At 59.3% G+C, this 20984-nt stretch carries 34 protein-coding genes; 23 read left to right on the forward strand and 11 right to left on the reverse strand.

Translation table 11 applies throughout. The features are described from left to right. Positions 1–10: 10 nt before the first annotated feature. Positions 11–622: a hypothetical protein gene (locus KSS93_RS15195; RefSeq protein ID WP_217884814.1), complete on the forward strand. Its 612-nt coding sequence runs from the start codon at positions 11–13 to the stop codon at positions 620–622. A 102-nt stretch (positions 623–724) separates the two neighbouring features. Here the strand turns inward: KSS93_RS15195 and KSS93_RS15200 are convergent, their stop codons facing one another. After that, complete coding sequence (locus KSS93_RS15200; protein WP_217884815.1) at positions 725–1438, reverse strand: hypothetical protein; 714 nt, start codon at positions 1436–1438, stop codon at positions 725–727. 38 nt (positions 1439–1476) lie between these two features. Continuing rightward, positions 1477–2010, reverse strand: a complete 534-nt coding sequence (locus KSS93_RS15205) for a hypothetical protein (RefSeq protein ID WP_225917190.1) — start codon at positions 2008–2010, stop codon at positions 1477–1479. A gap of 114 nt (positions 2011–2124) precedes the next feature. On the opposite strand from KSS93_RS15205, the gene KSS93_RS15210 reads away from it, so the two are divergent. Next, entirely contained in the window at positions 2125–2325 is a 201-nt protein-coding gene (locus KSS93_RS15210) for a hypothetical protein (protein WP_217884817.1), read from the forward strand. 5 nt (positions 2326–2330) lie between these two features. On the opposite strand, the gene yejK is transcribed toward KSS93_RS15210, so the two are convergent. Next, a complete protein-coding gene (yejK, locus tag KSS93_RS15215; RefSeq protein WP_217884818.1) occupies positions 2331–3338 on the reverse strand; it encodes a nucleoid-associated protein YejK in 1008 nt (335 codons plus the stop codon). Here yejK and KSS93_RS15220 point away from each other — a divergent pair. After that, the gene (locus KSS93_RS15220) at positions 3337–4125 is read left to right on the forward strand and encodes a hypothetical protein (RefSeq protein WP_217884819.1); all 789 of its coding nucleotides are present in this window, start codon (positions 3337–3339) and stop codon (positions 4123–4125) included. The genes yejK and KSS93_RS15220 overlap by 2 nt on opposite strands. On the opposite strand, the gene KSS93_RS15225 is transcribed toward KSS93_RS15220, so the two are convergent. The 5 genes from KSS93_RS15225 to KSS93_RS15245 all read right to left on the reverse strand — a co-directional run bounded on the left by KSS93_RS15225 (position 4108) and on the right by KSS93_RS15245 (position 6941). After that, complete coding sequence (locus KSS93_RS15225; RefSeq protein ID WP_217884820.1) at positions 4108–4602, reverse strand: hypothetical protein; 495 nt, start codon at positions 4600–4602, stop codon at positions 4108–4110. The two genes, KSS93_RS15220 and KSS93_RS15225, sit on opposite strands and share 18 nt — an antisense overlap. Then, a complete protein-coding gene (locus tag KSS93_RS15230) occupies positions 4599–4868 on the reverse strand; it encodes a hypothetical protein (RefSeq protein WP_217884821.1) in 270 nt (89 codons plus the stop codon). The genes KSS93_RS15225 and KSS93_RS15230 overlap by 4 nt, the downstream gene beginning before the upstream one ends. Before the next feature lie 19 nt (positions 4869–4887). Beyond that, a complete protein-coding gene (locus tag KSS93_RS15235; protein WP_217884822.1) occupies positions 4888–5271 on the reverse strand; it encodes a response regulator transcription factor in 384 nt (127 codons plus the stop codon). 3 nt (positions 5272–5274) lie between these two features. After that, a complete protein-coding gene (locus KSS93_RS15240) occupies positions 5275–6123 on the reverse strand; it encodes a ParB/RepB/Spo0J family partition protein (RefSeq protein ID WP_225917191.1) in 849 nt (282 codons plus the stop codon). A gap of 143 nt (positions 6124–6266) precedes the next feature. Continuing rightward, entirely contained in the window at positions 6267–6941 is a 675-nt protein-coding gene (locus tag KSS93_RS15245) for a polysaccharide lyase family 7 protein (RefSeq protein WP_217884823.1), read from the reverse strand. Positions 6942–7401: 460 nt separating this feature from the next. On the opposite strand from KSS93_RS15245, the gene KSS93_RS15250 reads away from it, so the two are divergent. Then, positions 7402–7731 (forward strand): DUF1654 domain-containing protein, encoded by a 330-nt coding sequence (locus KSS93_RS15250; protein WP_225917192.1) that lies wholly within the window; start codon positions 7402–7404, stop codon positions 7729–7731. Positions 7732–7781: 50 nt separating this feature from the next. Here the strand turns inward: KSS93_RS15250 and KSS93_RS15255 are convergent, their stop codons facing one another. From KSS93_RS15255 to KSS93_RS15265, 3 genes are all read right to left on the reverse strand, one after another. Beyond that, a complete protein-coding gene (locus tag KSS93_RS15255; protein WP_217884824.1) occupies positions 7782–8303 on the reverse strand; it encodes a DUF4411 family protein in 522 nt (173 codons plus the stop codon). A gap of 1 nt (position 8304) precedes the next feature. Continuing rightward, positions 8305–9477, reverse strand: coding sequence for an ImmA/IrrE family metallo-endopeptidase (locus KSS93_RS15260; RefSeq protein ID WP_217884825.1), 1173 nt, complete (start codon positions 9475–9477; stop codon positions 8305–8307). A gap of 116 nt (positions 9478–9593) precedes the next feature. Continuing rightward, on the reverse strand, positions 9594–10481 hold the full coding sequence (locus KSS93_RS15265; RefSeq protein WP_217884826.1) for a LexA family transcriptional regulator: 888 nt from the start codon (positions 10479–10481) through the stop codon (positions 9594–9596). Between the two features lie 104 nt (positions 10482–10585). Between KSS93_RS15265 and KSS93_RS15270 the strand changes: the two genes are divergently transcribed. The 19 genes from KSS93_RS15270 (at position 10586) to KSS93_RS15360 (ending at position 20977) form a co-directional block, all read left to right on the forward strand. Then, positions 10586–10810, forward strand: a complete 225-nt coding sequence (locus KSS93_RS15270; protein WP_217884827.1) for a Cro/CI family transcriptional regulator — start codon at positions 10586–10588, stop codon at positions 10808–10810. A gap of 231 nt (positions 10811–11041) precedes the next feature. After that, positions 11042–11770, forward strand: a complete 729-nt coding sequence (locus KSS93_RS15275) for a helix-turn-helix domain-containing protein (RefSeq protein WP_217888745.1) — start codon at positions 11042–11044, stop codon at positions 11768–11770. Next, complete coding sequence (locus KSS93_RS15280) at positions 11767–12450, forward strand: replication protein P (RefSeq protein WP_217884828.1); 684 nt, start codon at positions 11767–11769, stop codon at positions 12448–12450. Before KSS93_RS15275 ends, KSS93_RS15280 begins: the two co-directional genes overlap by 4 nt. A gap of 27 nt (positions 12451–12477) precedes the next feature. Continuing rightward, complete coding sequence (locus KSS93_RS15285; RefSeq protein ID WP_217884829.1) at positions 12478–12774, forward strand: DUF1364 domain-containing protein; 297 nt, start codon at positions 12478–12480, stop codon at positions 12772–12774. After that, positions 12771–12932 (forward strand): hypothetical protein, encoded by a 162-nt coding sequence (locus KSS93_RS15290; protein ID WP_217884830.1) that lies wholly within the window; start codon positions 12771–12773, stop codon positions 12930–12932. The genes KSS93_RS15285 and KSS93_RS15290 overlap by 4 nt, the downstream gene beginning before the upstream one ends. Then, positions 12929–13354: a VRR-NUC domain-containing protein gene (locus KSS93_RS15295; RefSeq protein ID WP_217884831.1), complete on the forward strand. Its 426-nt coding sequence runs from the start codon at positions 12929–12931 to the stop codon at positions 13352–13354. Before KSS93_RS15290 ends, KSS93_RS15295 begins: the two co-directional genes overlap by 4 nt. Next, entirely contained in the window at positions 13351–14649 is a 1299-nt protein-coding gene (locus KSS93_RS15300) for a tyrosine-type recombinase/integrase (RefSeq protein ID WP_217884832.1), read from the forward strand. Before KSS93_RS15295 ends, KSS93_RS15300 begins: the two co-directional genes overlap by 4 nt. Beyond that, the gene (locus KSS93_RS15305) at positions 14646–14972 is read left to right on the forward strand and encodes a hypothetical protein (protein WP_217884833.1); all 327 of its coding nucleotides are present in this window, start codon (positions 14646–14648) and stop codon (positions 14970–14972) included. The genes KSS93_RS15300 and KSS93_RS15305 overlap by 4 nt, the downstream gene beginning before the upstream one ends. Beyond that, on the forward strand, positions 14969–15301 hold the full coding sequence (locus KSS93_RS15310) for a hypothetical protein (protein WP_217884834.1): 333 nt from the start codon (positions 14969–14971) through the stop codon (positions 15299–15301). Before KSS93_RS15305 ends, KSS93_RS15310 begins: the two co-directional genes overlap by 4 nt. A gap of 10 nt (positions 15302–15311) precedes the next feature. Continuing rightward, entirely contained in the window at positions 15312–15653 is a 342-nt protein-coding gene (locus tag KSS93_RS15315; RefSeq protein WP_217884835.1) for an antiterminator Q family protein, read from the forward strand. Positions 15654–15840: 187 nt separating this feature from the next. Continuing rightward, a complete protein-coding gene (locus KSS93_RS15320; protein ID WP_217884836.1) occupies positions 15841–15990 on the forward strand; it encodes a hypothetical protein in 150 nt (49 codons plus the stop codon). A 99-nt stretch (positions 15991–16089) separates the two neighbouring features. Next, positions 16090–16413: a phage holin, lambda family gene (locus tag KSS93_RS15325; protein WP_174142188.1), complete on the forward strand. Its 324-nt coding sequence runs from the start codon at positions 16090–16092 to the stop codon at positions 16411–16413. 4 nt (positions 16414–16417) lie between these two features. Next, a complete protein-coding gene (locus KSS93_RS15330) occupies positions 16418–16615 on the forward strand; it encodes a hypothetical protein (RefSeq protein WP_217884837.1) in 198 nt (65 codons plus the stop codon). A gap of 60 nt (positions 16616–16675) precedes the next feature. Next, positions 16676–16864: a hypothetical protein gene (locus KSS93_RS15335; RefSeq protein WP_217884838.1), complete on the forward strand. Its 189-nt coding sequence runs from the start codon at positions 16676–16678 to the stop codon at positions 16862–16864. Further along, positions 16864–17202 carry an HNH endonuclease gene (locus tag KSS93_RS15340; RefSeq protein ID WP_217884839.1) on the forward strand — a complete coding sequence of 113 codons (339 nt, stop codon included), beginning with the start codon at positions 16864–16866 and terminating at the stop codon, positions 17200–17202. Before KSS93_RS15335 ends, KSS93_RS15340 begins: the two co-directional genes overlap by 1 nt. Before the next feature lie 142 nt (positions 17203–17344). Next, the gene (locus tag KSS93_RS15345) at positions 17345–17845 is read left to right on the forward strand and encodes a terminase small subunit (RefSeq protein ID WP_217884840.1); all 501 of its coding nucleotides are present in this window, start codon (positions 17345–17347) and stop codon (positions 17843–17845) included. A gap of 3 nt (positions 17846–17848) precedes the next feature. After that, positions 17849–19528 (forward strand): terminase large subunit, encoded by a 1680-nt coding sequence (locus KSS93_RS15350; RefSeq protein ID WP_217884841.1) that lies wholly within the window; start codon positions 17849–17851, stop codon positions 19526–19528. Continuing rightward, positions 19525–19686 carry a hypothetical protein gene (locus KSS93_RS15355; protein WP_217884842.1) on the forward strand — a complete coding sequence of 54 codons (162 nt, stop codon included), beginning with the start codon at positions 19525–19527 and terminating at the stop codon, positions 19684–19686. The genes KSS93_RS15350 and KSS93_RS15355 overlap by 4 nt, the downstream gene beginning before the upstream one ends. Then, the gene (locus KSS93_RS15360) at positions 19679–20977 is read left to right on the forward strand and encodes a phage portal protein (protein ID WP_217884843.1); all 1299 of its coding nucleotides are present in this window, start codon (positions 19679–19681) and stop codon (positions 20975–20977) included. The genes KSS93_RS15355 and KSS93_RS15360 overlap by 8 nt, the downstream gene beginning before the upstream one ends. Positions 20978–20984: the final 7 nt, after the last annotated feature.

The following is a 20984-nucleotide window of genomic DNA, read 5'->3' on the forward strand; positions in this document are numbered from 1 at the left end:
CGGAGGATTTATGGAGTTGTTTGAAAAGTTCGAGCTAAGCACGCAAGGGATTGGTTATGGCGGCAGCCACTTATCTGTTGATAGTAAGTATGAAACTGGAGTCGGCTCAAAGGCGGAACCATTTTATATTCATACGGACTCTGATACTGATTGGGCTGGCCTTTCACCATCAATTGCTGGTGTGGTCGTGGCAATTATTGTTGCATGGTTAACTGTGAGGGTTCAGAAGAATCAAATCAAAGCTAACTTGAGTACTTTTCGTAGTCAGTGGATGACGGATTTGAGGGTATGTGCGTCCGAGTACTTAATGGTAATGCTTGATATGGCTGTTATGACCGAAAAGGATCCGAAGTTTCGTAGTTCGAGACAGCATTATGAAGGCTACAGGCAGCTAATGTCTCTGGGGGCGAAATTCGATTTGCTCTTAACAGGGGAGGAAGACGATGCGAAGGCCTTGCGAGATATAGAGAATAAAACCTCAACTATTATTTTAGCTATGAAATCTGGGGAAGACTCGCAGCCGGCTATTGATAGCATCAATAATTTTAAAGATTTGCTCAGGGTCAAGCTCCATGTCACTTGGTGCGAGATTAAGAGAGATGTGGGTGAAACAACCCAGTAATTATCGATGTTTACAGCATGACGCCATACATTCTTTTGCCGGCGGCCAGGCGGGGCACGGTCAGTTGACGTGGGCACGGCACTGGCGGGCAGCGCCAGAGGGTCAGGCGGCAGCGGCCTGCTCTTTGATCGCCATGATGGCGTTGGCGGCGTGGCGGACGTAGAACAAGCGGGCCATCAGGTTCGGGCATGGCTTGCTGATCTTCGTCTCCCAGAGGTCGCTGCCGCCGATCAGCGACTCATTGCTCTGGAGGAAGTCGTAGGCAAGCACCAGTTCGGAATCCCGGCCTTCGGCGAAGGTCTCAACCTCCTCGATGACATCGGCCAGGTCACTGAACGGTAGCCGCAGGTCACCGGCTTCTTCTTGATCGCGCAACCAACCGACCAGCAGCTCAGCTTGATCGAGCGTGGCCCCTTGGCCCGGAATGCCGTTGATCCATTCAGGAATCTGATCGGCATCAAACTCCTCATTGATCCGGCCAACGACACAGCTGCAGACCGTGTCGCGGATGCTGTCGAAGTTGATAACCTCGCGCTTGCAGGTGCTCTCCAGCTTCTCGTGCAGGTAGCCGTCGCTCTGATGGCGCAGGAAGTTGATGCCGTAGTCGGCGCCGACGTGCCAGAGCAGGCCGTCGATGTCACCGAACATCGACATGCCGTAGGCTGTGATGCAGATGTCGAAGTGGTAGACCCGGGTGCCCGGGGCCTTGCAGCGCCAAACCTCGACGTCGTTCTCGTTGACCAGCTGGGTGTACTGGTGCTGCGACAGGTCTTCCGCTACACGGGCGGTAAGGGCGGTGCGTTCTGCTTCGTTCAATTCCTTTCCCTAGCGTCCCAGCGGGGCGCGGCATTTGATCAGTAACCGAGACGCTTCTTCTCGGCGCGTTGCTCGGCAAGGTGCTTGTACAGGGCGGCCTTGTAGCTGGACTTGGCGTCGGCCTTGTTGTCCAGCCACTGGCCGGCCACCTCGACGTCACAGTCAGGCCTGTAAACGCAGAGTCGGTCGCGTTCTGGGTAGTTGCTGTAGTGCGTGCCGCGGTAGTAGCGAACCATGCGGACCAGGCTGTCTTCCATGCGTCGCTGGAACTGCGGGTGATTGATCTCCAGAAACTCGACGAAGTCGCAGTTCCACTCCTCGTCAGTGAAACGGTCATAGTTTGAGCGCTTGGGCGCCCTGGGCAGCCTGTCCGCCATTTCGCCGTAGACGATGCCGTCCTCGGGATGATGGTTTCTGACCTGGCGCTTCGCGTCGTCGTCCAGCACTACGCCGATGTAGTGCCCGCGGTCAGCCGCGATGACGCCAGGCTTGCCGTAGGCGATGACCCGGCGTCCGATGCACGCCGGTACCTGGTAATACTGCTGCACGTAAGCGCAGGGTGTGCCGATCATGGCTTTCTCCATGCATGCGCCGCCCTCCGTGGTCGGATGCGGGATGGTGGCGCGAAGTATTGAATTGAGGTATTGGTGGCTGGCCCGGCAAGGAGCCGGATCAAGGAGTGAGAGATGGACAATTCTAGAAAGTTGACTGAGCCTGAGCTGGCCAAAGCCCTGCATTTAGAGCAAAGCGATGTAGCCCGCTACGTATCAGATAACGAACCGAAGGCTGATGAATCCGGCCACTGGGTTTACTTCAAGCTTGAGACGCCGCGATCAATCCTCGACAGCCTCAACGTTGGCGATAACCTCATTTTCGATTTGCGGTGAGGGCGTCAGGCCGCGTTGCGCTTTAACTGGTCAACCAGATGCACCGGTAAGTTCTTGATTGTCAGGCTGGCGCTTTCTGCGTCGTACTCGACACGCTTGCCGAGCAGGTGGGCTTCAAAGCTGATCGACATGCCCTCGGCGCGACCGGTGAAGCGTCGGTACTGGGTAAGGGTGCGCTTGTCGGGGGCGAAGCTATCGGCGATTCCGTAGTCGCCGGCTTTGACGAAGTCGGCGAAGGTCGTCGGCCTCTCTTCGTCCAGCAGGGCAGAGAGCTCGGCTAGGCTGACCGGTGCGCCGACCTTGTCCTGTGCCTGGGCATAGGCCACCAGCTCGCTGCTTTTCTCGCTGACAGTGTCGTCGGCCAGGTCCTGAACCTTCACGAAGTCGGCGAAGGCCTTGAGCAGCGTGCGAGTCTCGCCCTGGGCGTCGACACCCTCCTGAGCGCCTACGAAGTCGCGGAAGTAGGCGGTAGCCTTGCGGCCGCCCTTGGGCTTGATGAACGACACGTACTGCCGAGACGCCGAGTTGTTCTTCCACTCGCTCAGGTTGATGCGGGCGGCGAAGTGCAGCGTGCGTGCATCGAGCTGACGAGATGGCGCGACAGTCAGATCATGGGCAACTGCTACCGCCTCCACCTGCTGCAGGATCGCGATCGTCAGGTAATCGGTCATGCCCTGGGTGTAGAGGGCAAACAGAACGTGCCCACCGACCGACAGGTTCGACTCTTCCATCAGCTTGGTCAGGTGTTCCGCCGCGGTGCGGGTGAAGTCGATGAAAGCCATCTCGTCGATCATCGCCTTGCCCAGCCAGCCGCTGAGCGGGTAAGCGCCGGACGCAGGGTGGAAGAAGCCCCACCCCTTGCCGGTCTTCGCGTTGTAGGTATCGTTCACATCGTGCAGCAGGCTTTCCACGGCGCCGCTGGCAGGCAGCTCCGCGCTGGCCAGGTGAAGAACCGCCGGACTGCCGTCCGGCTTCTTGTCGATGAGGTGCATCACTGCGTGGCGAATGGGCATGGGTGTTCCTCCGTGGCCGGCGAGCGGCATGGTGGCAATTGGCTTATTATGGGGCTCTGTAGTCGAAACCAGCGACCTTGCAAGGATAGCGATGAATAGAATCTTGGCTTTATTAGGCGTTACTCTAACTGTTATGTATCTGTGTTTCCTGTGGTTTTTAATTGGGGGGCGGGTAGGGGGTCTAGCGACACTGGAGCTTAACGCTGTTGGGGATTTTTTCGCCGGCGTATTCGGGCCGGTAGCAATTTTATGGCTTGTTCTTGGGTTCTTTCAGCAAGGTTATGAATTGCGACAGAACAACCAAGCGCTAGCCCTTCAGGCTGCGGAATTAAAGAATTCAGTTGAGCAGCAAAAAGATTTGGTAGAGGTTACTCGCGCTCAACTCCAGATGGAGTTCGATGCTATCCGTGCCTCCAGCGAAAGAAGAGCTAACGAAATTCGCCCTTTTTTTGTTGCGGAGGGCGGTGGCGGGTCCCACTCGGGGACCGATCACGAACTAAGTTTTTCGATTCGAAATCTCGGACACAAGGTTACTCGCGTCGAGTTTAAATTTTCCGAAGAGTTCAAGGCCTTAGAGCGTAAGTTGTATGTTCTCGATTCTGGAGAGGCTGCGGAATTTTCAATCGCTTTTTCAGGCTCTGGTGAGGGGATCGCTTCGTGGGCCAAGATCGTCTATATCGACGCTGATTATAATACCCATGCTGCAGTTTTCGAGTTTTCGGTCGAGCCTGTCTCATACGCCAGACCACACCCTAGGCTCAAAGTTATGCTAAAAGGCGATGGTTGATTGCGCCAGAGATGCGTTCCATGCTTCTTTCTGCTGATTCCAGGCGCCGACAGCAGCGAAGACCTTGGCGGCCTGCGTTTCATCGATCGTTGTGTCTGTGGGAATGGCGATCCAACCGGATGCGACCAGGTGATTCGGGTTGGCGTTGGCGCGCAGATCGGTGTAGATCGCCTCAATTACATCGGTCAGATGCTCTGCCCGGTAGATACCCTGGGGAGCGGCCTCTACTGACTTGTGATAGCGCTCGCCCAGCTCGGTGCAGCACAGCACGCTGAGGTAGATGGTCCACCGGTGCGGGATGTCGCACACAGCATCCACGACTAGGCGCACGCGGATCTGCTTGAGGTTCCTCCAGTTGATCAGCACCTGCTGACCGCTGGGGTCGATGTTCACCACGGCGGCGTGGTTGGCCGAGACCAGGGCCCGGCAGGTCCGCTCCAGGCGTGCCCGCATGTTGTGGGGTTTGCGCTTGCTCATTGCCGCGTACCGGTCTTGCTCGCCGCACCGGCCTCCATCGCATCCACGAACCTCAGCGCGGCCCGGTAGCTGTAGGCAAAGCCCTGCACCGCGCCGGTGGCGATCTCGACCACATCCCAGGTGCCGCTATGGCCAGAGGCCTGGTAGCGCGGGCTGCCCTGGGCGACTTTGGCATGCGCCTCGTTGCGTACCTTCTGACTGCGCTCGAGCAGTGCCGCGAGCACGGCGAGTTTCGCCTCGAAGGCGGGGTGCATTGCTGTCTGCATGGGGTGTTCCTCGTGGGAATCAGGCGTAGTGCTCGAAGGCCTCGGCCTTGCGAACGATTCGAACTTGGGCGGTGCGCCGCTCGGGCGCCCGGCGATCTCGGCGCATCGGGTCTGTGTCGTCGATCACCGCATGCATTGCGATGAGGCCGGCGAGGGCGATGCACAGTGGGCTGATGATCTGTTGCCGCATGGCCTTGGTGACCGCCTCGATGCGGCGGCCGGCCTCAAGCTTGAACAGAGCCGCTTCGATGCGGTTTGCCACCGTACCCGGGGTGACTTCCATCTGGCGGGCGATCTCTTTGGTGGTGAGGCCCTGGGCAACCCACAGCAGTGCTTCCAGTTCGCGCGGAGCCAGAGCCTTTCCGAGCTGGCCAATCCATGAGCCGCAGGTGATCGTTTCCATGACTTATCTCGGTAGGGCGCCTTCCAGGGCCTTGCGCAGCTCAAGGACAAGCGAGGTGGGTAGGGTGAGGGATCGGCTGTCTTCGTCGATGGAGCTCAGCGATGCAATCAAATTGCGGGAGGCGGTGTGCACTGCTTCAAGCCGTGGCTTCGGGATCGACGGTCCTTTCATGGAGCCGGCCGTGACCTTATTCTTGCCGCTGGCCTTGGCCTTCTCCAGCTCGGCGCCCAACACCTTGCCGGCGCCGTCGCCGTGCTCTCGCACCACTTGGGCAGCTGTCGTTGCTGACACGTGACCGGCGGCCACAAGCCTCTGCACATCGGTGTTCGCGTTACCTACGGTTAACACCTGCTCAACGTGCTGCCGCGTTTTACCGACCTTCTTGGCGATCTGATCGGGCGACCAGTCGAAGGCACGCAAACGCTTGTAGCCCTCGGCCAATTCGAGCGGAGAGAGCTTCTCGTTCTCCTGACTGGAAATGATCCGGGCCACTCGGTCGGCATCGCTGCCTTCGAACGCGATAACCGGCACCCAGGCCTCGAGAACTGCGGCATTGTCCTTGCTCGGCGTGCGAGGCAGCCGTCCGGCCTTGTCGAGCTTGAGCATGGCCCGGCGGCGGCGGTGGCCGTCGACAATCCACACACCGCCTTCGGCCCGAGTGCGAACCTCAAGGGGAGGGATTTGGCCGCCGTTGGCGATGAACTCGGCCAGCAGGTCGATGCTGGCTTCGAGTGCTTCGCCTTCAATGCGCAGGTTGAAGCCGGGTTCCTCGTGGAGGTTTTCCAGCTTCACCCGCATGGCGTCTGCGCGGCGCACATCGCCATCCTTGATCATTTGCTTGAATGACTTCATCGCAATTAACTTCCATTGGGGCTGCATTGGAGAGCCTTACCGTCTGCCTCCCAAACACTTTTGATGTGGGTCGGTAGGGCTCTCCGATGCAGTCTGGGCTGAGGGGTGCCAGGTGATCGGGCCGTCTTTCCGGCTGTCGTGGTTCAGCTATGGGTCAGCGAGAGGCTGCTGATGATGCAGATCGAGCCATCCTCGGCAGGGGTCGAGTCGGTGTAGTCGATCTGGTTGTAGACGCCACCGTGAAACTCGAACAGGCGAGAGTCCCAGGTGTCGTCGAGCTGCAGGGCGCCGGATGAGCCTGATGCGCCGTCGCACACAGCTGCAACGGTGACCAGGCCTTTGGCGGTGACGTGGATGCTTACGGTGAATTTCGCGCCGAGCGGCACGCCTTTGAGTACCGTCGAGTTCACGGGCGTGGCCTGGTTGTAACTGATTCGGAAGCCCATGGTGATGCTCCCATTGTTCCAGAACACCTTCACTGGTGGGCTGTCATCACCTCTCACATGAACTTGAGCGATCACCACCTTCTGCGCGGAGTTGACCTTGGTGATCGTCATCTGCTGACGGTTCCAGTGGTTCGGAGCACTGGCGAGCGTCCAGTTGGTGGACTCAGACCATTCACAACGAGTCCGATGCGTGCTTTTGCTGGAGGCACCCTTGGTAGGTGCCGAGAGTTTTACGGAGCCATCGGACAAAACAGTCACGACGCTTGGAAACCGAGCGATGGCCTCCGCGCCGGCCAGCTCTAGCGCAACTGGGTTGGTGGAGGAGGTCGCTACGGGGGTGGTGATGGTGAGCTTGTTGATGTTTACGGTCATGGCACTTCTCCTGATGGTGGGAGGGGCGAGGGTGGCAGTCCAGTGCGGACCGCGGCTCGGGGGCCGTCTAACCGTTCAACGTTCTGGCTGCGATAGAGGTGGCTCGCAGCCGGGTGATTTCCCGTCTGGCCCTGTCGCCAAGGCCAGCCAGCGAAATCGGCTTCTCGGGGGATCTGTGATCCCGACAGCTGACCGCGAAGTAGTCCATGGCATGGCATCCCACCCGTCAGCACTCTTTGATCAAGGGCCATCTACGCTGCTGGCCACGGGGTGAGGCGCCCCTGTACCGAACTTGAAGGTGTTCGGCTCGCTACCTTGCTGCTGGCCGGTGTCGATCCGGCGATGAAGCAAAGTTAACCGGCGGTAATTTTTACGTCAATACCGGCGGTTAATTATTTTTCCGAGGTGACGCGCTAAGATCGGTCATGGCTGTACGGATATACAGTATTGGAGGTAGGAAATGGGAGCAGCACAAGGATTCGCGATGTCGGCGCCTCGCGAGGAGCTGACTGGCTTGGAAAGGCTGGGGCTGAGGGTTTCGGCGATGATCAACTCTCCGCTGGCGCAGTTCGGCAGGAAGGTTCTGATCCATCAGCTGGACACGGACAGCGATCAGGACTGGGAGGCGATCATGGAGCTGCTGGCGGAGACCGACGGCCTAGACATGACGTTCTGTGATGACGGATCGGTGATCCTGCAGTGGGATGCGCCGACGGATGACGATCAAGTGATCGAGAGGGAAGTGGAGTTGGACCTGGTGCGCCATAAAGAGGAAGAGGCGCCTTTCTGATCCTGATGTAAATGCCCGCCAAGGCGGGCATTTATCCTACGAGGCCGCTGCTACAGACTTTTCCGCCAGCCTGTATGGAAACCCAAAGCGCGCATCATCCCAAAAACATCGCAGCATTGCGCACCTACGTCTTTGCAGACGTCAGGCACTCTTCGATTTTGTCTCTTTGTGGAGGGCTTCGACACTTCGAGCGATACCACGCATCTTTCCAAGGGAGCGCCGAGTGCGTAGGATATCAAAAATGGGTCGCGACCAATTTGTGCGATTTCATTTTCGTTAAGATCGGGCGCATACCCGTTAAAAGTAACTTTTGCCACTAGTGCAGGATTTGCCTGCTCATTTAGTATCAAATTTTCTTTTACGTGAGGTTTTGTGATCCACTGAGTTAATGGGTCATCTTTCCCTGCGATAATTTCTTCGTAAATCTCAAAGGGCATTTTGACTCGGCCAGCGAAACCTTGGTGTTCTAACCAAGACCATAACTCTGGGACCATGGCTTGCGGGTAGTAGACACCCTGTGACGTGATTAAGGTGTTTGCATCCAGCAAGTAGAGCTTCCTGTCTTCAGCCATTTTATGCGCCAACCAAGTTGTAGACGTTTGCCGGTTTGACCCCTAGCACCTTGCCTGCTTTGGTAGCAGTGATAGCGCCTTCGCGCATGGTTCTGCCGACAAGTTCGATTAGGGCATTTCCAATCTTGTGTCGCCGGACAACATAGTAGCTGGGGCCGCTTCCGTCATCTTTATCTTTCTTTTGTGCATTCTTGGCAATAAGCCACAATTCCCTTAGGCGGTCTGCAACCTTTCCCCAGGTTGCCTGCGTGATGATCCCTGCTGTCAATAGCCTGTAAGCTATAAGAGAGCCGCTGACGTTTATGCTTCTGCCATAATTAGAAACAGCGGTAACCAGCTGTTCAAAGTTTTCTGACGGCCAATTTCTTTGGTCGATTTCTCCATCAGGAAGCATGAGCAGGCTGGCGACTTCATTACAGAATCGCTCCACATGCTGCTCTCCGCGGCTCCCACTAACTCCTGTAGCACCGAGTAATATATGCGCCAGTTCATGAATTAGAGTGAAAGTCCTTGCGGCCGGTGCATCCTGGTCGTTTATTACTATGATGGGAGCTATGGGGTCTGCTAGTGCAAACCCTCGAAATGCCTCCACTGGTATATTGGTGTGATGGCTTCCTAGGTTGCCCATCAGTAATACAAAAATACCGGTGCCTTCAACGCATTTTCTTGTGTAGTTGAATGCGTCTTCTGGTTTGGCATATTTTCTGAATTTTTCAAGATCAAAGTTCAGTAATTCTTTTGTTGCTGTTGCTACTTGCCCGGCTGAGTGGTTGAGTGAAAAGCTGTTTACAAACTGCTTGGGCGTAGCTTCCTCTATGTCCACGAGGAGGTTCTTAATAAGATCTTGGCGCACGTAAATATCGCGAATCAAGGCGTCAAGACTGCCTTTGCTCTCAATGCGAATTTCCTCGGGCACGGTCCTAAAGTCTTCGCCACGCTCTGCAACGCCCGGAGGGGAGGGCAGGTAGAACACCAGCAAAGGACGCCTATAGACGGTAGCCATCTTGCTGAGTAGCACGCGAGACGTTTCTTTTTCACCTCGTTCGTACTGCAGTAGGGCTGCTTCAGGCTGAAGCTTTTTTCCGCCCAATGACAAGGCTTTCGCTGCTCTTGTGACTGACAGGCCAGCGGTCTCCCTGGCCCATACGAGCACCTCAGGGTTAATTCCTGGCATGTTTCACCGCCTTAGCTCCATCATGGTATCGATCATCCATTATCGCCTTTGGACCATACGTATGATACTGGTCGTATTTACCGTTCATCGCAAGTCAGAGAGCTGAGAGGGTTAAGCTAGACCTTGCGAGCATTCCACACCAGAAGGACCTTCGCATGGATGACCAGATCGTCTATCCGTGCGGACTGTTTTTCATAATTTCTGTTGTCGGAGATGAGCCATAGGTGGTCCTCGTCACTCCGCTGGAGCCGTTTGATCAACAGATCCCCGTGCCAAGTGAGCACATAAACCCCCTCTCCTTGGTAGTCAGTCACTCCGCGGTCAACAATCACCGGATCCTTATCGTTGATCGTCCCCTCCATGCTCTGCCCCCACCCTGTGATCATCGACAGCGCCTGTGCTGAGGTGTAGGTCACACCTTTCTCGCGCAGCACCTCTTCCCGGATGACTACATTCCTGATGACTTCGCTGTACTCGGCCGGCACCTGGCCGTGGCCCATGGCTGCCCGGATGTCGTACTGGGGGATTGAGATATCGCCATGACCCGGCGCGACCATAATCGGAGCCTGGCTGGTCGGCGCTGATGGGGTTGATGCTTCGGACAGGCTGTCAGCGACCGCTCTCGCAATCTTGTCTTGGGCCGTTGCATCCAGTGACTTGCCGCCATGCTTGCGCAGCATCTCCAGGACCTTTTCAGCTGCCGTGCTCCCGGAGCCCTCAGCGCTTTTCACCTGGGCGCCCCGCATCTGTGCGAGCTCAGCGGCTAGCCGGGGACTGAACCGATCCACAGGCTCCTGAAGAAGTCTGGATAGGACAACGGCGAATTTCGCATTCAGCGGGTTGGTGCCATTCAGGTACATGGCAACGCCCGCCGGCGAAATGTCGGCAGCTTCAGCCACCTTTGCCTGCGTCAGGCCGAGAGCATTCTTCTTCTGAGTGAACAGCCTTTTGGCTGCCTCGCACTCGGCCTTCAGTTCGGGGGAGAGATCTTTCTTTTTCGTCATGCGCGGAATTTAACCGGAGGTTAATTTAACTGCCTCAACCGCCGGTATTGAAGAATTGCTAACCGGCGGTTAACATCGTGCGCATTCACCACTGAGGCAATGCCATGAACCGAACACTGCTGCCTGAGCTTGTTGAGCGCATCGGCCAGACCGCTGTCGCCAAGGGGCTTGATGTGAGCGCCCCAGCCATCGCGAAGGCGATGAAGGCTGGCCGGGTGATCTTTGTAATCGAGAACGAGGACGGGACGTTGACGGGGGAGGAGGTGCGTCCGTTTCCGAGTCGCCCTCTGCTGCACCGGCCAGCATCTGACGAGACGAACTATGCGTGATCTGAGGCTTCGCCAGTAGATGACCGAAACACCTGCTGATCCATCCAGTACCTGAATCGCAGGCATAAAAAAACCGGGTGGCAGCCCGGCTTCTTCACAACACATAACGAGGTCGATTATGCACTCAGCAATGGATGCTCGCAACACCGCAACTTACGCGTCAGCTCTCGGCAATTCACTTAATCTGTCGCGTCAGGTCGGCGAGGGGTTTTCGGCGTGAGCGTACAGGCCATGACCTGGGCGTTGGCGATCCCAAAGGCCGCACTCGAAAACCCCGCGGCGCGGCACGTGCTGCTTTGCCTGGCGAACTACGCGGGCAGCGATGGTCGCGGTGCATTCCCTTCGGCAGGAACGCTCTCGGATGACACGGGGCTCTCCGAGCGTACTGTGCGACTCAAGCTCGACGAGCTATGCCAGGCCGGCTGGATCGCCGAAGGGAATCAGGCTATCGCCGCCGCCTACATCGACCGCCGCGATCGTCGGCCTGTCGTCTATGACCTGCAGATGAAGCGGGGTGCATCTGCTGCACCTCGTATTGAACGGGGTGCAGCAAACCGCACGGGGTGCAGCTCACCGCAGTACGGGGTGCAGGAAAACGCAGAACGGGGTGCAGCAGCTGCACCCAATACGTCATTAAACCAATCTACTCACTCTCTGCGCGAGCCGTTCGAAATGTTCCTCGACTGGCAGCCCAACGGTGAGCTGCTGAAAGCGTATGCCCTTCGGGCTGGGCTGACCCTCGAGCACTTCGGCACGATCGCGATCTCTGGGTTCGTCCTGCACCACGAAGCGAAGGGACTGGCTCAGACCGAGAAGCAGTGGCTGGCGGCTCTGGTCAGCTGGGTAAAGAGCGATCTGGCTCGGGCTGCCCGGCAAGCCCGTGCCAGAACCGGTGGACAGTCTCCCGCCGGGTTCGACGATAGCGATACGTCGTGGCTCGACGATGGAGGCGCACAGTGAACTCCGTTTCTGTTGTCGCACATGGCCTGTGGGCCAAGGTTCAGACCGGACAGCACATTCCGGCAGGCTACGAGCTGCCAGCGGATGTGAAGGCCGAACTCAACCGCAAGACTGCGGCGGTGATCAACGACCTGTTCCGCGATCTTCGATCGATCTGCACCGCCTGGAAGCAGGCTTGGCCCGACAAAGACACATACGCCACCTCGAAACAGCAATGGCTGACCGCCTTCCTCGAAGCAGGCATCTGCAGCACCGAGCAACTGAAGTTTGGGTTGATGCGGTGTCGCCAAGCTGCAACGCCGTTCATTCCGCCGCCTGGTGAGTTCATCGAGTGGTGCCAGCCGTCCCCCGAAATGCTCGGCCTGCCACCGCTTGGCGCTGCGTTCCGCGAGGCTTGCCGCAATGCTCATCCAGCCATGGCAGGGAAGGGCAAGTGGAGTCACGACGCGGTATGGCACGCGGCCAAGGAGTGCGGCTTCGAGAACCTGAACAGGCTGGCAACTGACCTCAGCTCGAAGCTGTTCGAGCGCAACTACACGATTGCTGTCCGGCGCCTGGTCGCGGGCGAGCCGCTGCAGAGGATGCCGCTGGCGCTGCCTGCCGAGGTGGCTGGAAGTCGTACGCCAGAGGTTGGCAATTCCGCCCTGGCAGCCATGCGCGCCCGCTTGGCTGGGCGCTGATCAATCAACCTGCAAGGAGGCGACGCCGTGCGCCACACCAAACTGACCAAAGCCGCACGCGGCCGGGAGTGCCAGGTGCGCATCCCGGGTGTCTGCAATGGCAATCCTGAAACCACCGTGCTCGCTCACTACCGCCTGGCCGGCACCTGCGGCGTCGGCAAGAAGCCCCACGACATGCAGGGCGCATGGTCTTGCAGCGCCTGCCACGACGCTTGCGACGGCCGCAGTCGTGCCGTGGATCGCGATACCGCCCGCCAGCACCATGCCGAGGGCGTGATGCGCACCCAGGCCATCCTGCTCAACGAAGGGGTACTGGTCGCATGAAGATTCCAAGCTGGTTGCCTTGGCTGGTCCTGGCCGTGCATTGCATCGCGTTTATCGGGGTGAAGGCCGAGCGCGACGAGGCGCGCCAGGATCTCTCCGCCGCCCTGGGCCTGTACAACGGCCTCCTCATCGGGCGCGGCTGCGAGGTCCCGGAATGACCACTCTCAGACTCCGCGCGCCAAAAGCCCGCACCCCACGCGCCAAGCCTGTCGACCGCGAAGGCCAGGAGCAGGCCGCGCTGATGACCGAGATCCGCCTCAAGTACCCCGAGGTGTACGAGCTGATCTACCACGTCCCGAACGGCGGCCACCGGGTCAAGGCGGTGGCCGCCAAGCTCAAGGCTCAAGGCGTAAAAGCCGGGATTCCCGACCTGGTGCTGTCAATGGCCCGCGGCGGCTTCTTCGGGCTGTACATCGAATTTAAGGCCACGGTCGAGCCTGCTGCCGTCTCAGACAGTCAGCGCGACTGCCTGCGCCGCCTGAATGAGCAGGGCTATCTCGCCATCGTGTGCCGCGGGCACTTCGACGCCATGGAGCAGTTGCGGGCCTACCTGAAGCTGCCGGTAACGGTGGCTGCATGAGCGCCACCCGGGAAGTGAAGTTCAGCGAAGCCGAGGTACGCCGGCAGGCCGCCGACAAGTCCGTGCGCGACCTACGCGACCCTCGCCACCCCAACCTGTACCTGCGTTTCTGGAGCAACCGCGAGCGCGCCACCTGGCACCTGGTGCGCGGCAAGCAGTGGGTGCCGGTCGCACGCTGGCCGGAGCTGAGCGTGTCGGCGGTGCTGGCTGAGCTACCTGCGCTGCGTCAGCGCCTGCTGCGTAGCCCGGCGACGGCGCCGGTGGCGTCGGGAATGATCACCGTGGGCCAGCTGCTCAACTGGTACGGCGACCGCATGGCTCGCGACCGTTCGTTGTCGGCGAAGCGCAAGGCCAGTGCCCGATCCGCCATCGCCCAGCACCTCAAGCCGCGCCTGGACGAACTGGCCGTCGTCGATGTGACGGCCGACGCCCTGGACAAGCACCTGATGTGGCCGTGCCAGGCAGAGGTATCGCTGTCGTACCTGCGCCAGATGTTTGCGCTACTGCTGACTGCTTTCCGCCAGGCCCAGCAGCTCGGCCTGATCGACCGAAACCCAATGGCTGGGATGCGCTTCAACGACTTCACCAAGGCCAAGATCCTGCCCAAGGCGGCGCGCCTGCGTGGCGTGCAGTTGGCCGACCTGATGCAGCTGCTGGCCAAGGCCTTCGACGAGACGCCCGGCGACGGGATGCTGGCCCTGATGATGCTGGCTCACGGCACCCGGATCGGCGAGACCCGGATGACGCGGTGGGCCGACATCTCGCTGGCCGGTGCCGAGTGGTTCATCCCTGCGGCGAACGCGAAGACCCGCACTGAGCATCGCCTGCCTCTGACTGGCCAGATCAAGGCGCTGCTGGTGCGCTATCGGGGTATCCAGCAGGCCCAGGGCTACGACGGCGCCTATCTGTTCCCGAGCCGTCGCGGGCAGTCGCTGAGCGAGGCCCAGGCCAGCAAGGTGTTTACCCGCCTAGGGCAGGGCGAGTGGACCAGCCACGACCTGCGCAAGGTGTCCCGCAGCACGTGGACTGACCTCGGCATCGACGGCCACATCGGCGAGATGCTGCTGAACCACTCGCTGGGCAAGATCGCCAGCACCTACATCCACACCCAAGCGATGCAGCAGCGCAGAGCGGCCCTGGAGAAGTGGCACGCCTGGCTTGACGGCATTGGCTTCGGTGCGATCCACGGCCTTACGGAGGCCTTATCCGCAATTTCACACAATCGCCCGCAGCCCGCTGATGGCAAGGCTTCGAGCGACCTTAGCGAATTTGTTACTAGCGAGGATTCGAAATGACCCAGAACCTTAAGCAGGGCGACCTCGCCCTCATCACAGGAGCCTTCAGCATCACCGAGAACATCGGTCGATCGGTCGAGCTGGTGGAGTTCGTGCCGCCTTTCGGCTCTGTGTTCCGCCAGGACGGATACTTCGATGCCGATGCCCCCGGCCTTTGGATCGTCACTGGCGAAGACCTGGTGCGCAACGCAGAGGGCGGCAAGGTGGTGAGCAACTTGGCCGGTTGTGATCCGCAGCACCTGCGGCCGTTACGCGGCGACGAGGTTCCGATGCCGAAGCTTGAAGCTGAGGAGATTTGTCACTTGTTCAAGGTGCCTGCATGAGGAAGGCCCACGGATCCCTCCAGCAGCGAGAGCTGAAGTTCATCGTTGAATGCAATGTATGCCTGGGCAAAGGAGTGCGGCTCGGGATCTTCCACTACTTGGAATGCGAGCACTGCCTAGGCTCGGGCTGGGTGTGCGGACATACGCTGACAACCCTTCCATTGAGCGACATCGTTCCAGTGCTGAATCATCGCTTAAAGGATGCGCTGAGCGAGATCGCTAGAGCTCGTCAGTTGCACGGCACAGACAAGCCGGCTCCTGGTCCTGAGCAGCAGTATCAAGGAAACAACCGCCGCGGCGCCGGCGGCACCAACTACACCGGGGATTGAGGGGAAGGACATGAGCAACGTAGAGAGAACGGCTGAGGATCTGCTGGAGCACTGGGGCCGCTGGGTGGTGCTGGGCTCGGGCGTGTCGTGCTGCGCATCGCGAGAAAACACAATCCTCGACCCGATGATCACCGACGATGACGCGCTATTCATTGATCGGCTGGTCGGTCGTCTGCGCAAGCGGTACCCGGAGTGCGGCCAGGTGATCATGAAGTACTACACCTCTCGGGACACCTCGCTGCGGGATGTGGGCAAGAAACTGGGGTTCGGGGAAGAAAAGACGCGGCAGTTATGGAAGGCCGGTGTTGCCTGGGTCGACGGTGCGCTCGACATCCGGCGCGACGCCGCTTGACAGGCCCGGGGAGGAACTGTAGATTTTACGTTACTTTGCGGTTTTTCCGCGTGCAAAGCCCGTTCAGTGAGCGGGCTTTTTCATTTGTAAGATGCCGTGTTTCGCATTGAATTGGTTTGGCCCTTCGGTAACAATTCTTCCAGCTGCTGATGTCGGTAGCTTTGATAGTCAATTCAAGGGGACTGTTATGGGTCAGCCATACGACGAAGACGATGAGACTGAGTATTTTGAATTCGATGGAGAGGCTGCTGCTAAAGCCGGTCTTTTTGGCGTACCAATCGAAGATTTGGACGACGAGCACCTCAGCATCATCGACAGCGTTAGCAAGGGCGAGTAAGCCCGCATAGAACCCTGCAAAAGCGGGGTTTTTTGATTCTGAGCCCTGGCAATTGCCGGGGCTTTTTCATTTCCGCTCCCAGCAACGGGAGGTATTGAGATGCCAAACATGCCCGAGAAGGATCCTGGCCTGTGGGCCGCTGTACTCACCTGGGTGATTGCCCACCAGCCCCAGCTTGGCGCCGCCGGCCTGTCCGTTGCGATCGCCGTCCTCCGGGTTGTGTATGGCGGAGGCACCCGACGGCAGATGTTCTTGGAGGGCGCCCTGTGCGGACTCATCACCTTGGCCCTGGTGCCACTGCTCGAATGGATGGGCTTGCCACAGGGCATGGCCACCTTCGCCGGCGGCATGGTCGGCTTCATGGGTGTGGAGAAGCTTCGCGGCTACTCCGACCTGTTCCTGTCTCGCAAAGCGCAAGGGTGACCCGATGATCACGCTGACTGACATCAACCGCCGCCAGCACTATCTGGCCCCGACCGCCATTGCCCGCGTACAGGAGGCCGGCACCAGTTCGCAGTGGCACGGCGTCTGCGCCATTGTCCACATGTTCGATGGCCAGGTGCTGGAGGTGCGCGAGCGCGCTGCCGATATCGCGCAGCAGCTCAACATGCGCAGGGCCGAGTGATGTCCTGTAGTGGATGCGCCAAGCGGCGCGAGTGGATCAACAAGTGGATGAAGGTGGCCCGTGAACGAGCAAGCAATCTCTTTGCTCCAGCAGATCCTGGACCAGCAGCAGAAGCAGACCAGCCTGCTCGAACAGATCGCGACCCAGAATCTGGCGTTGATCGAAGCGCTGGCTGATGGTGACGGGCACGATCCAGACGCTGCACCTCAGGCCTACCTGAGTGGTGCACCTGTTCGCGGTGGAAGCTGATGGCTCGACTCAAGACGCTCGGGCCTCGCATCAAAGAGAGTTCAGGGTCGCGGGTAAAGGTTGTAACTCCAGGCAGCTGGCGGAGTGGCCTGTCCAGCTCCCAGCGTGGCTACGACTACCGATGGCAGAAAGCCCGCGAGCGATACCTGCAGACCTACCCGCTCTGCGTCTACTGCGCAAGGGCGGGAAGAACAACAGCGGCCGGTGTGGTTGACCACGTCATCCCGCACCGTGGTGATCAGTCCCTGTTCTGGGATGAGAGCAACTGGCAATCGCTTTGCAGCCCATGCCACAGCTCGGTCAAGCAGGCGGAGGAGGCGGCAGGCTCGCTGGCTTGACCAGGGCTGGGTCGCCGATGCTCAGAAGCACGTCTCTGCCGCGCTTCAAGGGGTAGGGGGTGCGAAAGTCTGCGACCTTCGAGCAGCTAGACCGCCACCGACCCCACGTACACATTTTTCTCCCCCCTAAAGGTTTTTGTTAATGGTGTTAACAGACAAACAGCGACAGTTTGTTGACGCTAAGGCCAAAGGTGCGTCAAACAAAGAAGCTGCGGAAGCCGCGGGTAGCAAGCCCTCGACGGCTGCTGCAGCTGGTTCGCGCTGGGCCAATGATCCGAAGATTGTTGCCGCAATCCTGACTCGCCGAGCAGAGCTCAGTGTTAACCCTGAGCCGAAAAAACGCAGAGGCAAAGCGAAGGATGACGAGCCCGCCGATGACCTAGCCGAGATCAATGAGGCCGATGGCGAGTTCCTGAGTTGCTTGCCGTCCACTGATGATCCGCTGGTTTGGTTGCTCGCACTGATGAATGAGCCCAGGGCGAAAGTCTTCGACCGGCGCAACGCTGCGCAGACGGCTGTTCCCTACATCCACGGAAAGAAAGCCGAGGCTGGAAAGAAAGAACAGAAGGCGGAGGCCGCGAAGGTGGCTGGCAAGGGCAGGTATTCCCAGAGCAAGCCACCCCTCACTGTCGTCAAGGGGTGATACATGCTTTGGACTACGGCCTGCCCTGACTGGTGGCGGCGGCTGGCTGCCAGCGAATCCATCATTCCCGAACCACTGTTCCCCCAGGAGGCGGAAGAAAGTCTCGAAGTCTTCAAAGGTCTTCGCATTGTTGATGCCCCAGGCAGCCCAACCATTGAGAGCGCGTGTGCACCTTGGGTGATCGCTTTCGCCGGGGCGGTCTTCGGCAGTTACAACAGCGAGACCGGCGAGCGTCTGATTCGGGAATTCATGCTCTGCATCCCTAAAAAGAACAGTAAGTCGACCATTGCCGCCGCAATCATGCTGACAGCCCTGGTACGCAACTGGCGGATGTCGGCCGAGTTCATCATCCTCGCGCCGACCAAAGAGATTGCCGACAACGCCTTCGTGCCGGCCAAGGACATGGTCAACAACGACGAGGAGCTGAAAGATCTGCTGCATGTGCAGCCGCACCTTCGGTTGATCACCCATCGGGAGACGGGAGCCACGCTGAAGGTGGTCGCCGCTGACAGCGATGTAGTCGGCGGCAAAAAGGCAGTCGGCGTACTGATCGATGAGGCCTGGCTGTTCGGCAAGAATCCAAAAGCGGCAGACATGATCAGGGAGGCTACTGGCGGCCTGCTGTCCAGGCCCGAAGGCTTCGTCATCTGGCTGACCACGCAGTCGAACGAACCGCCAGCTGGCGTATTCCGGTCGAAGCTGAACTATGCCCGCGGCGTGCGCGACGGCCGCATCAATGACAATCGCTTCCTGCCGGTCATCTACGAATTCTCGAAGGAGATGATCGACAGCGGCGACGCGCGCAAGCCAGAGAACTTCCACCTGGTGAACCCCAACATGGGGTTCTCAGTCGATCGACCGACGCTCGAGCGCTTGTTCATGCAGGCGGAGATCGACGGAGAGGCTGAACTGCGAGGCTTCCTGGCCAAGCACCTCAATATTGAGATAGGCCTGGCCCTCATGTCCGACGCCTGGGTCGGTGCTGAGTTCTGGGAGCCGCAGGCGGCCACTTGGCTCAACCTGGATGAAATCCTTGAGCGGTGCGAGGTCATCGATGTTGGCGGCGACGGAGGAGGGCTCGACGACTTGCTTGGCCTTGCCGTCATCGGCCGGGAAGCGAGCACCCGCAGGTGGTTCCACTGGGCTCATGCTTGGGCCCACCCTTCGGTTCTTGAGCGCCGCAAATCCGAAGCCCCAAGGCTAAAAGATCTGGAGGCGGTGGGCGACCTGACCATCGTCAAGCGCATCGGCGAGGACGTGGAGCAGTTCGCTGCCATCGTCGCACGCATCAACGAGACAGGGCTGCTGGACAAGGTCGGGCTCGACCCGGCAGGAATCGGCTCGGTTCTGGATGCACTGGCTGATGCCGGTGTCGAGGAAGACAAAATCGTTGGCATTTCTCAGGGCTGGAAGCTCACCGGCGCGATCAAGACGACTGAGCGCAAGCTTGCCGAGGGCACGCTGTTGCATTGCGGCCAGCCGCTCATGGCCTGGTCCTGCGGCAACGCCAAAGGGGTTCCGTCGGCTAACGCCTTCTTGATCACCAAGCAGGCCTCGGGTACAGCGAAGATCGACCCGCTGATGGCTACATTCAACGCCGTTTCTCTGATCAGCCTCAATCCTGAGGGGCGCGGGGGAATGGACAACTTCATGGCTGGCATTCGGGACCCACTGATCGCATGAACGCACTTTACATTTTCATTGCCTGCGCTCTGGTGGCTTTCTCCCTGGCATGTGCAGGGGTATGGGTGCTGGCTGGCATTGGCTGGACCTTGATTGCAGGAGCGGTGAGCTTCTTCTGTATCGCCGGTTTCCTTCGCCGAGGGCTGACCAATGATTAAAACCCTATCCCAGGCTTTGGGGGCTGCGGCCGCCAAGCCATCAGCCAGCATGAGCGAATGGTTGGGCAACAGCATCAAGCTGTCAGATGGCGGCTTCTGGGGCGCGTTTCTCGGAGGGCAGTCCAGTAGCGGAAAATCGGTCAGCGTCGACAAGGCGATGCGGCTTTCCACGGTGTGGGCCTGCGTCCGCATCATATCCACCTCGGTTGCGGGCTTGCCCCTGAGCATCTACCGGCGGATGCCTGATGGCAGTCGCGAGAGTGCACGGGACTTCCCGCTGTACGACGTGGTGCACACCAGCCCCAACGAGGACATGGCTGCTTTTCACTTCTGGCAGGCAGTCGTTGCCTCGATGCTGCTGTGGGGGAATGCTTACTGCGAGATTCACCGATCTGCAGGTCGGGTCATTGCGCTGGACTTCCTGATGCCGTCCCGAGTCGACCTCGAGTTCGATGATGACGGCCGGCTGAGATACTTCTTCAAGCCACGCAAGGGCCCGCGCCGGGAGATTGTGCGGCAGAACATGCTGCACATCCCGGCCTTTACCTTGGACGGCCGGGTCGGTCTTTCGGCCATTCGCTACGGCGCGGATGTGTTTGGCTCGGCGATGTCGGCAGACGACGCGGCCAACAGCACTTTTCGCAACGGCATGATGCCTACGGTCGCGTTTTCGGTGGACAAGACACTGAACCCGGCCCAGCGCGTTGAGTTTCGTGAGTACGTCAAGACCATCTCCGGGGCGCTGAACGCTGGCAAGAGTCCTGTGCTTGAGCAAGGCGTGAAGCCGGAGATGATCGGCATCAACCCCGCTGACGCGCAGCTGCTGGAGTCGAGAGGGCACAGCATCGAGGAGATTTGTCGATGGTTCGGCGTCCCGCCTTGGATGGTGATGAAGACCGACAAGGGTAGTAACTGGGGGACCGGCCTGGAACAACAGCAGATCGCGTTCCTCACCTACTGCATCATGTCCTTCACGGCGCCGATCGAGCAGTGTGTGAACAAGTGGTGCATGACGGCGGTAGACCGGATCAACTTCTATTCGGAGTTCTCGCTCGAAGCCTTCCTGCGGGCCGACAGCTCTGGGCGCGCGGCGTACCTCAGCACGATGGCCCAGAACGGCTTCATCACCCGCAACGAAGGGCGGCGAAAAGACAACATGCCTCACATGCCAGGCGGTGACGTTCTGACGGTTCAGTCGAATCTGGTACCGCTGGACCAGCTGGGCAAGCAAGACGATGGTCAGGCCGCAAGGGCCGCACTGATGAACTGGCTTCAAAAGCCGGAAAAGTAAATCTCGG

It is taken from the genome of Pseudomonas xanthosomatis (assembly GCF_019139835.1).
Taxonomy (GTDB): Bacteria; Pseudomonadota; Gammaproteobacteria; order Pseudomonadales; family Pseudomonadaceae; genus Aquipseudomonas; species Aquipseudomonas fakonensis.

Bases quoted from the DNA above. Each gene is read 5' to 3' on its own strand.
- KSS93_RS15330 (WP_217884837.1), top strand. From the start codon at position 16,418: ATGATCACGCTGACTGACATCAACCGCCGCCAGCACTATCTGGCCCCG.
- yejK (WP_217884818.1), bottom strand. From the start codon at position 3,338: ATGCCCATTCGCCACGCAGTGATGCACCTCATCGACAAGAAGCCGGAC.
- KSS93_RS15355 (WP_217884842.1), top strand. From the start codon at position 19,525: ATGAACGCACTTTACATTTTCATTGCCTGCGCTCTGGTGGCTTTCTCC.
- KSS93_RS15315 (WP_217884835.1), top strand. From the start codon at position 15,312: ATGAGCAACGTAGAGAGAACGGCTGAGGATCTGCTGGAGCACTGGGGC.
- KSS93_RS15295 (WP_217884831.1), top strand. From the start codon at position 12,929: ATGACCACTCTCAGACTCCGCGCGCCAAAAGCCCGCACCCCACGCGCC.
- KSS93_RS15290 (WP_217884830.1), top strand. From the start codon at position 12,771: ATGAAGATTCCAAGCTGGTTGCCTTGGCTGGTCCTGGCCGTGCATTGC.
- KSS93_RS15300 (WP_217884832.1), top strand. From the start codon at position 13,351: ATGAGCGCCACCCGGGAAGTGAAGTTCAGCGAAGCCGAGGTACGCCGG.
- KSS93_RS15360 (WP_217884843.1), top strand. From the start codon at position 19,679: ATGATTAAAACCCTATCCCAGGCTTTGGGGGCTGCGGCCGCCAAGCCA.
- KSS93_RS15205 (WP_225917190.1), bottom strand. From the start codon at position 2,010: ATGATCGGCACACCCTGCGCTTACGTGCAGCAGTATTACCAGGTACCG.
- KSS93_RS15240 (WP_225917191.1), bottom strand. From the start codon at position 6,123: ATGAAGTCATTCAAGCAAATGATCAAGGATGGCGATGTGCGCCGCGCA.
- KSS93_RS15325 (WP_174142188.1), top strand. From the start codon at position 16,090: ATGCCAAACATGCCCGAGAAGGATCCTGGCCTGTGGGCCGCTGTACTC.
- KSS93_RS15350 (WP_217884841.1), top strand. From the start codon at position 17,849: ATGCTTTGGACTACGGCCTGCCCTGACTGGTGGCGGCGGCTGGCTGCC.
- KSS93_RS15230 (WP_217884821.1), bottom strand. From the start codon at position 4,868: ATGCAGACAGCAATGCACCCCGCCTTCGAGGCGAAACTCGCCGTGCTC.
- KSS93_RS15320 (WP_217884836.1), top strand. From the start codon at position 15,841: ATGGGTCAGCCATACGACGAAGACGATGAGACTGAGTATTTTGAATTC.
- KSS93_RS15250 (WP_225917192.1), top strand. From the start codon at position 7,402: ATGGGAGCAGCACAAGGATTCGCGATGTCGGCGCCTCGCGAGGAGCTG.
- KSS93_RS15210 (WP_217884817.1), top strand. From the start codon at position 2,125: ATGGACAATTCTAGAAAGTTGACTGAGCCTGAGCTGGCCAAAGCCCTG.
- KSS93_RS15340 (WP_217884839.1), top strand. From the start codon at position 16,864: ATGGCTCGACTCAAGACGCTCGGGCCTCGCATCAAAGAGAGTTCAGGG.
- KSS93_RS15255 (WP_217884824.1), bottom strand. From the start codon at position 8,303: ATGGCTGAAGACAGGAAGCTCTACTTGCTGGATGCAAACACCTTAATC.
- KSS93_RS15195 (WP_217884814.1), top strand. From the start codon at position 11: ATGGAGTTGTTTGAAAAGTTCGAGCTAAGCACGCAAGGGATTGGTTAT.
- KSS93_RS15345 (WP_217884840.1), top strand. From the start codon at position 17,345: ATGGTGTTAACAGACAAACAGCGACAGTTTGTTGACGCTAAGGCCAAA.
- KSS93_RS15235 (WP_217884822.1), bottom strand. From the start codon at position 5,271: ATGGAAACGATCACCTGCGGCTCATGGATTGGCCAGCTCGGAAAGGCT.
- KSS93_RS15260 (WP_217884825.1), bottom strand. From the start codon at position 9,477: ATGCCAGGAATTAACCCTGAGGTGCTCGTATGGGCCAGGGAGACCGCT.
- KSS93_RS15225 (WP_217884820.1), bottom strand. From the start codon at position 4,602: ATGAGCAAGCGCAAACCCCACAACATGCGGGCACGCCTGGAGCGGACC.
- KSS93_RS15305 (WP_217884833.1), top strand. From the start codon at position 14,646: ATGACCCAGAACCTTAAGCAGGGCGACCTCGCCCTCATCACAGGAGCC.
- KSS93_RS15275 (WP_217888745.1), top strand. From the start codon at position 11,042: ATGACCTGGGCGTTGGCGATCCCAAAGGCCGCACTCGAAAACCCCGCG.
- KSS93_RS15265 (WP_217884826.1), bottom strand. From the start codon at position 10,481: ATGACGAAAAAGAAAGATCTCTCCCCCGAACTGAAGGCCGAGTGCGAG.
- KSS93_RS15245 (WP_217884823.1), bottom strand. From the start codon at position 6,941: ATGACCGTAAACATCAACAAGCTCACCATCACCACCCCCGTAGCGACC.
- KSS93_RS15310 (WP_217884834.1), top strand. From the start codon at position 14,969: ATGAGGAAGGCCCACGGATCCCTCCAGCAGCGAGAGCTGAAGTTCATC.
- KSS93_RS15270 (WP_217884827.1), top strand. From the start codon at position 10,586: ATGAACCGAACACTGCTGCCTGAGCTTGTTGAGCGCATCGGCCAGACC.
- KSS93_RS15220 (WP_217884819.1), top strand. From the start codon at position 3,337: ATGGGTGTTCCTCCGTGGCCGGCGAGCGGCATGGTGGCAATTGGCTTA.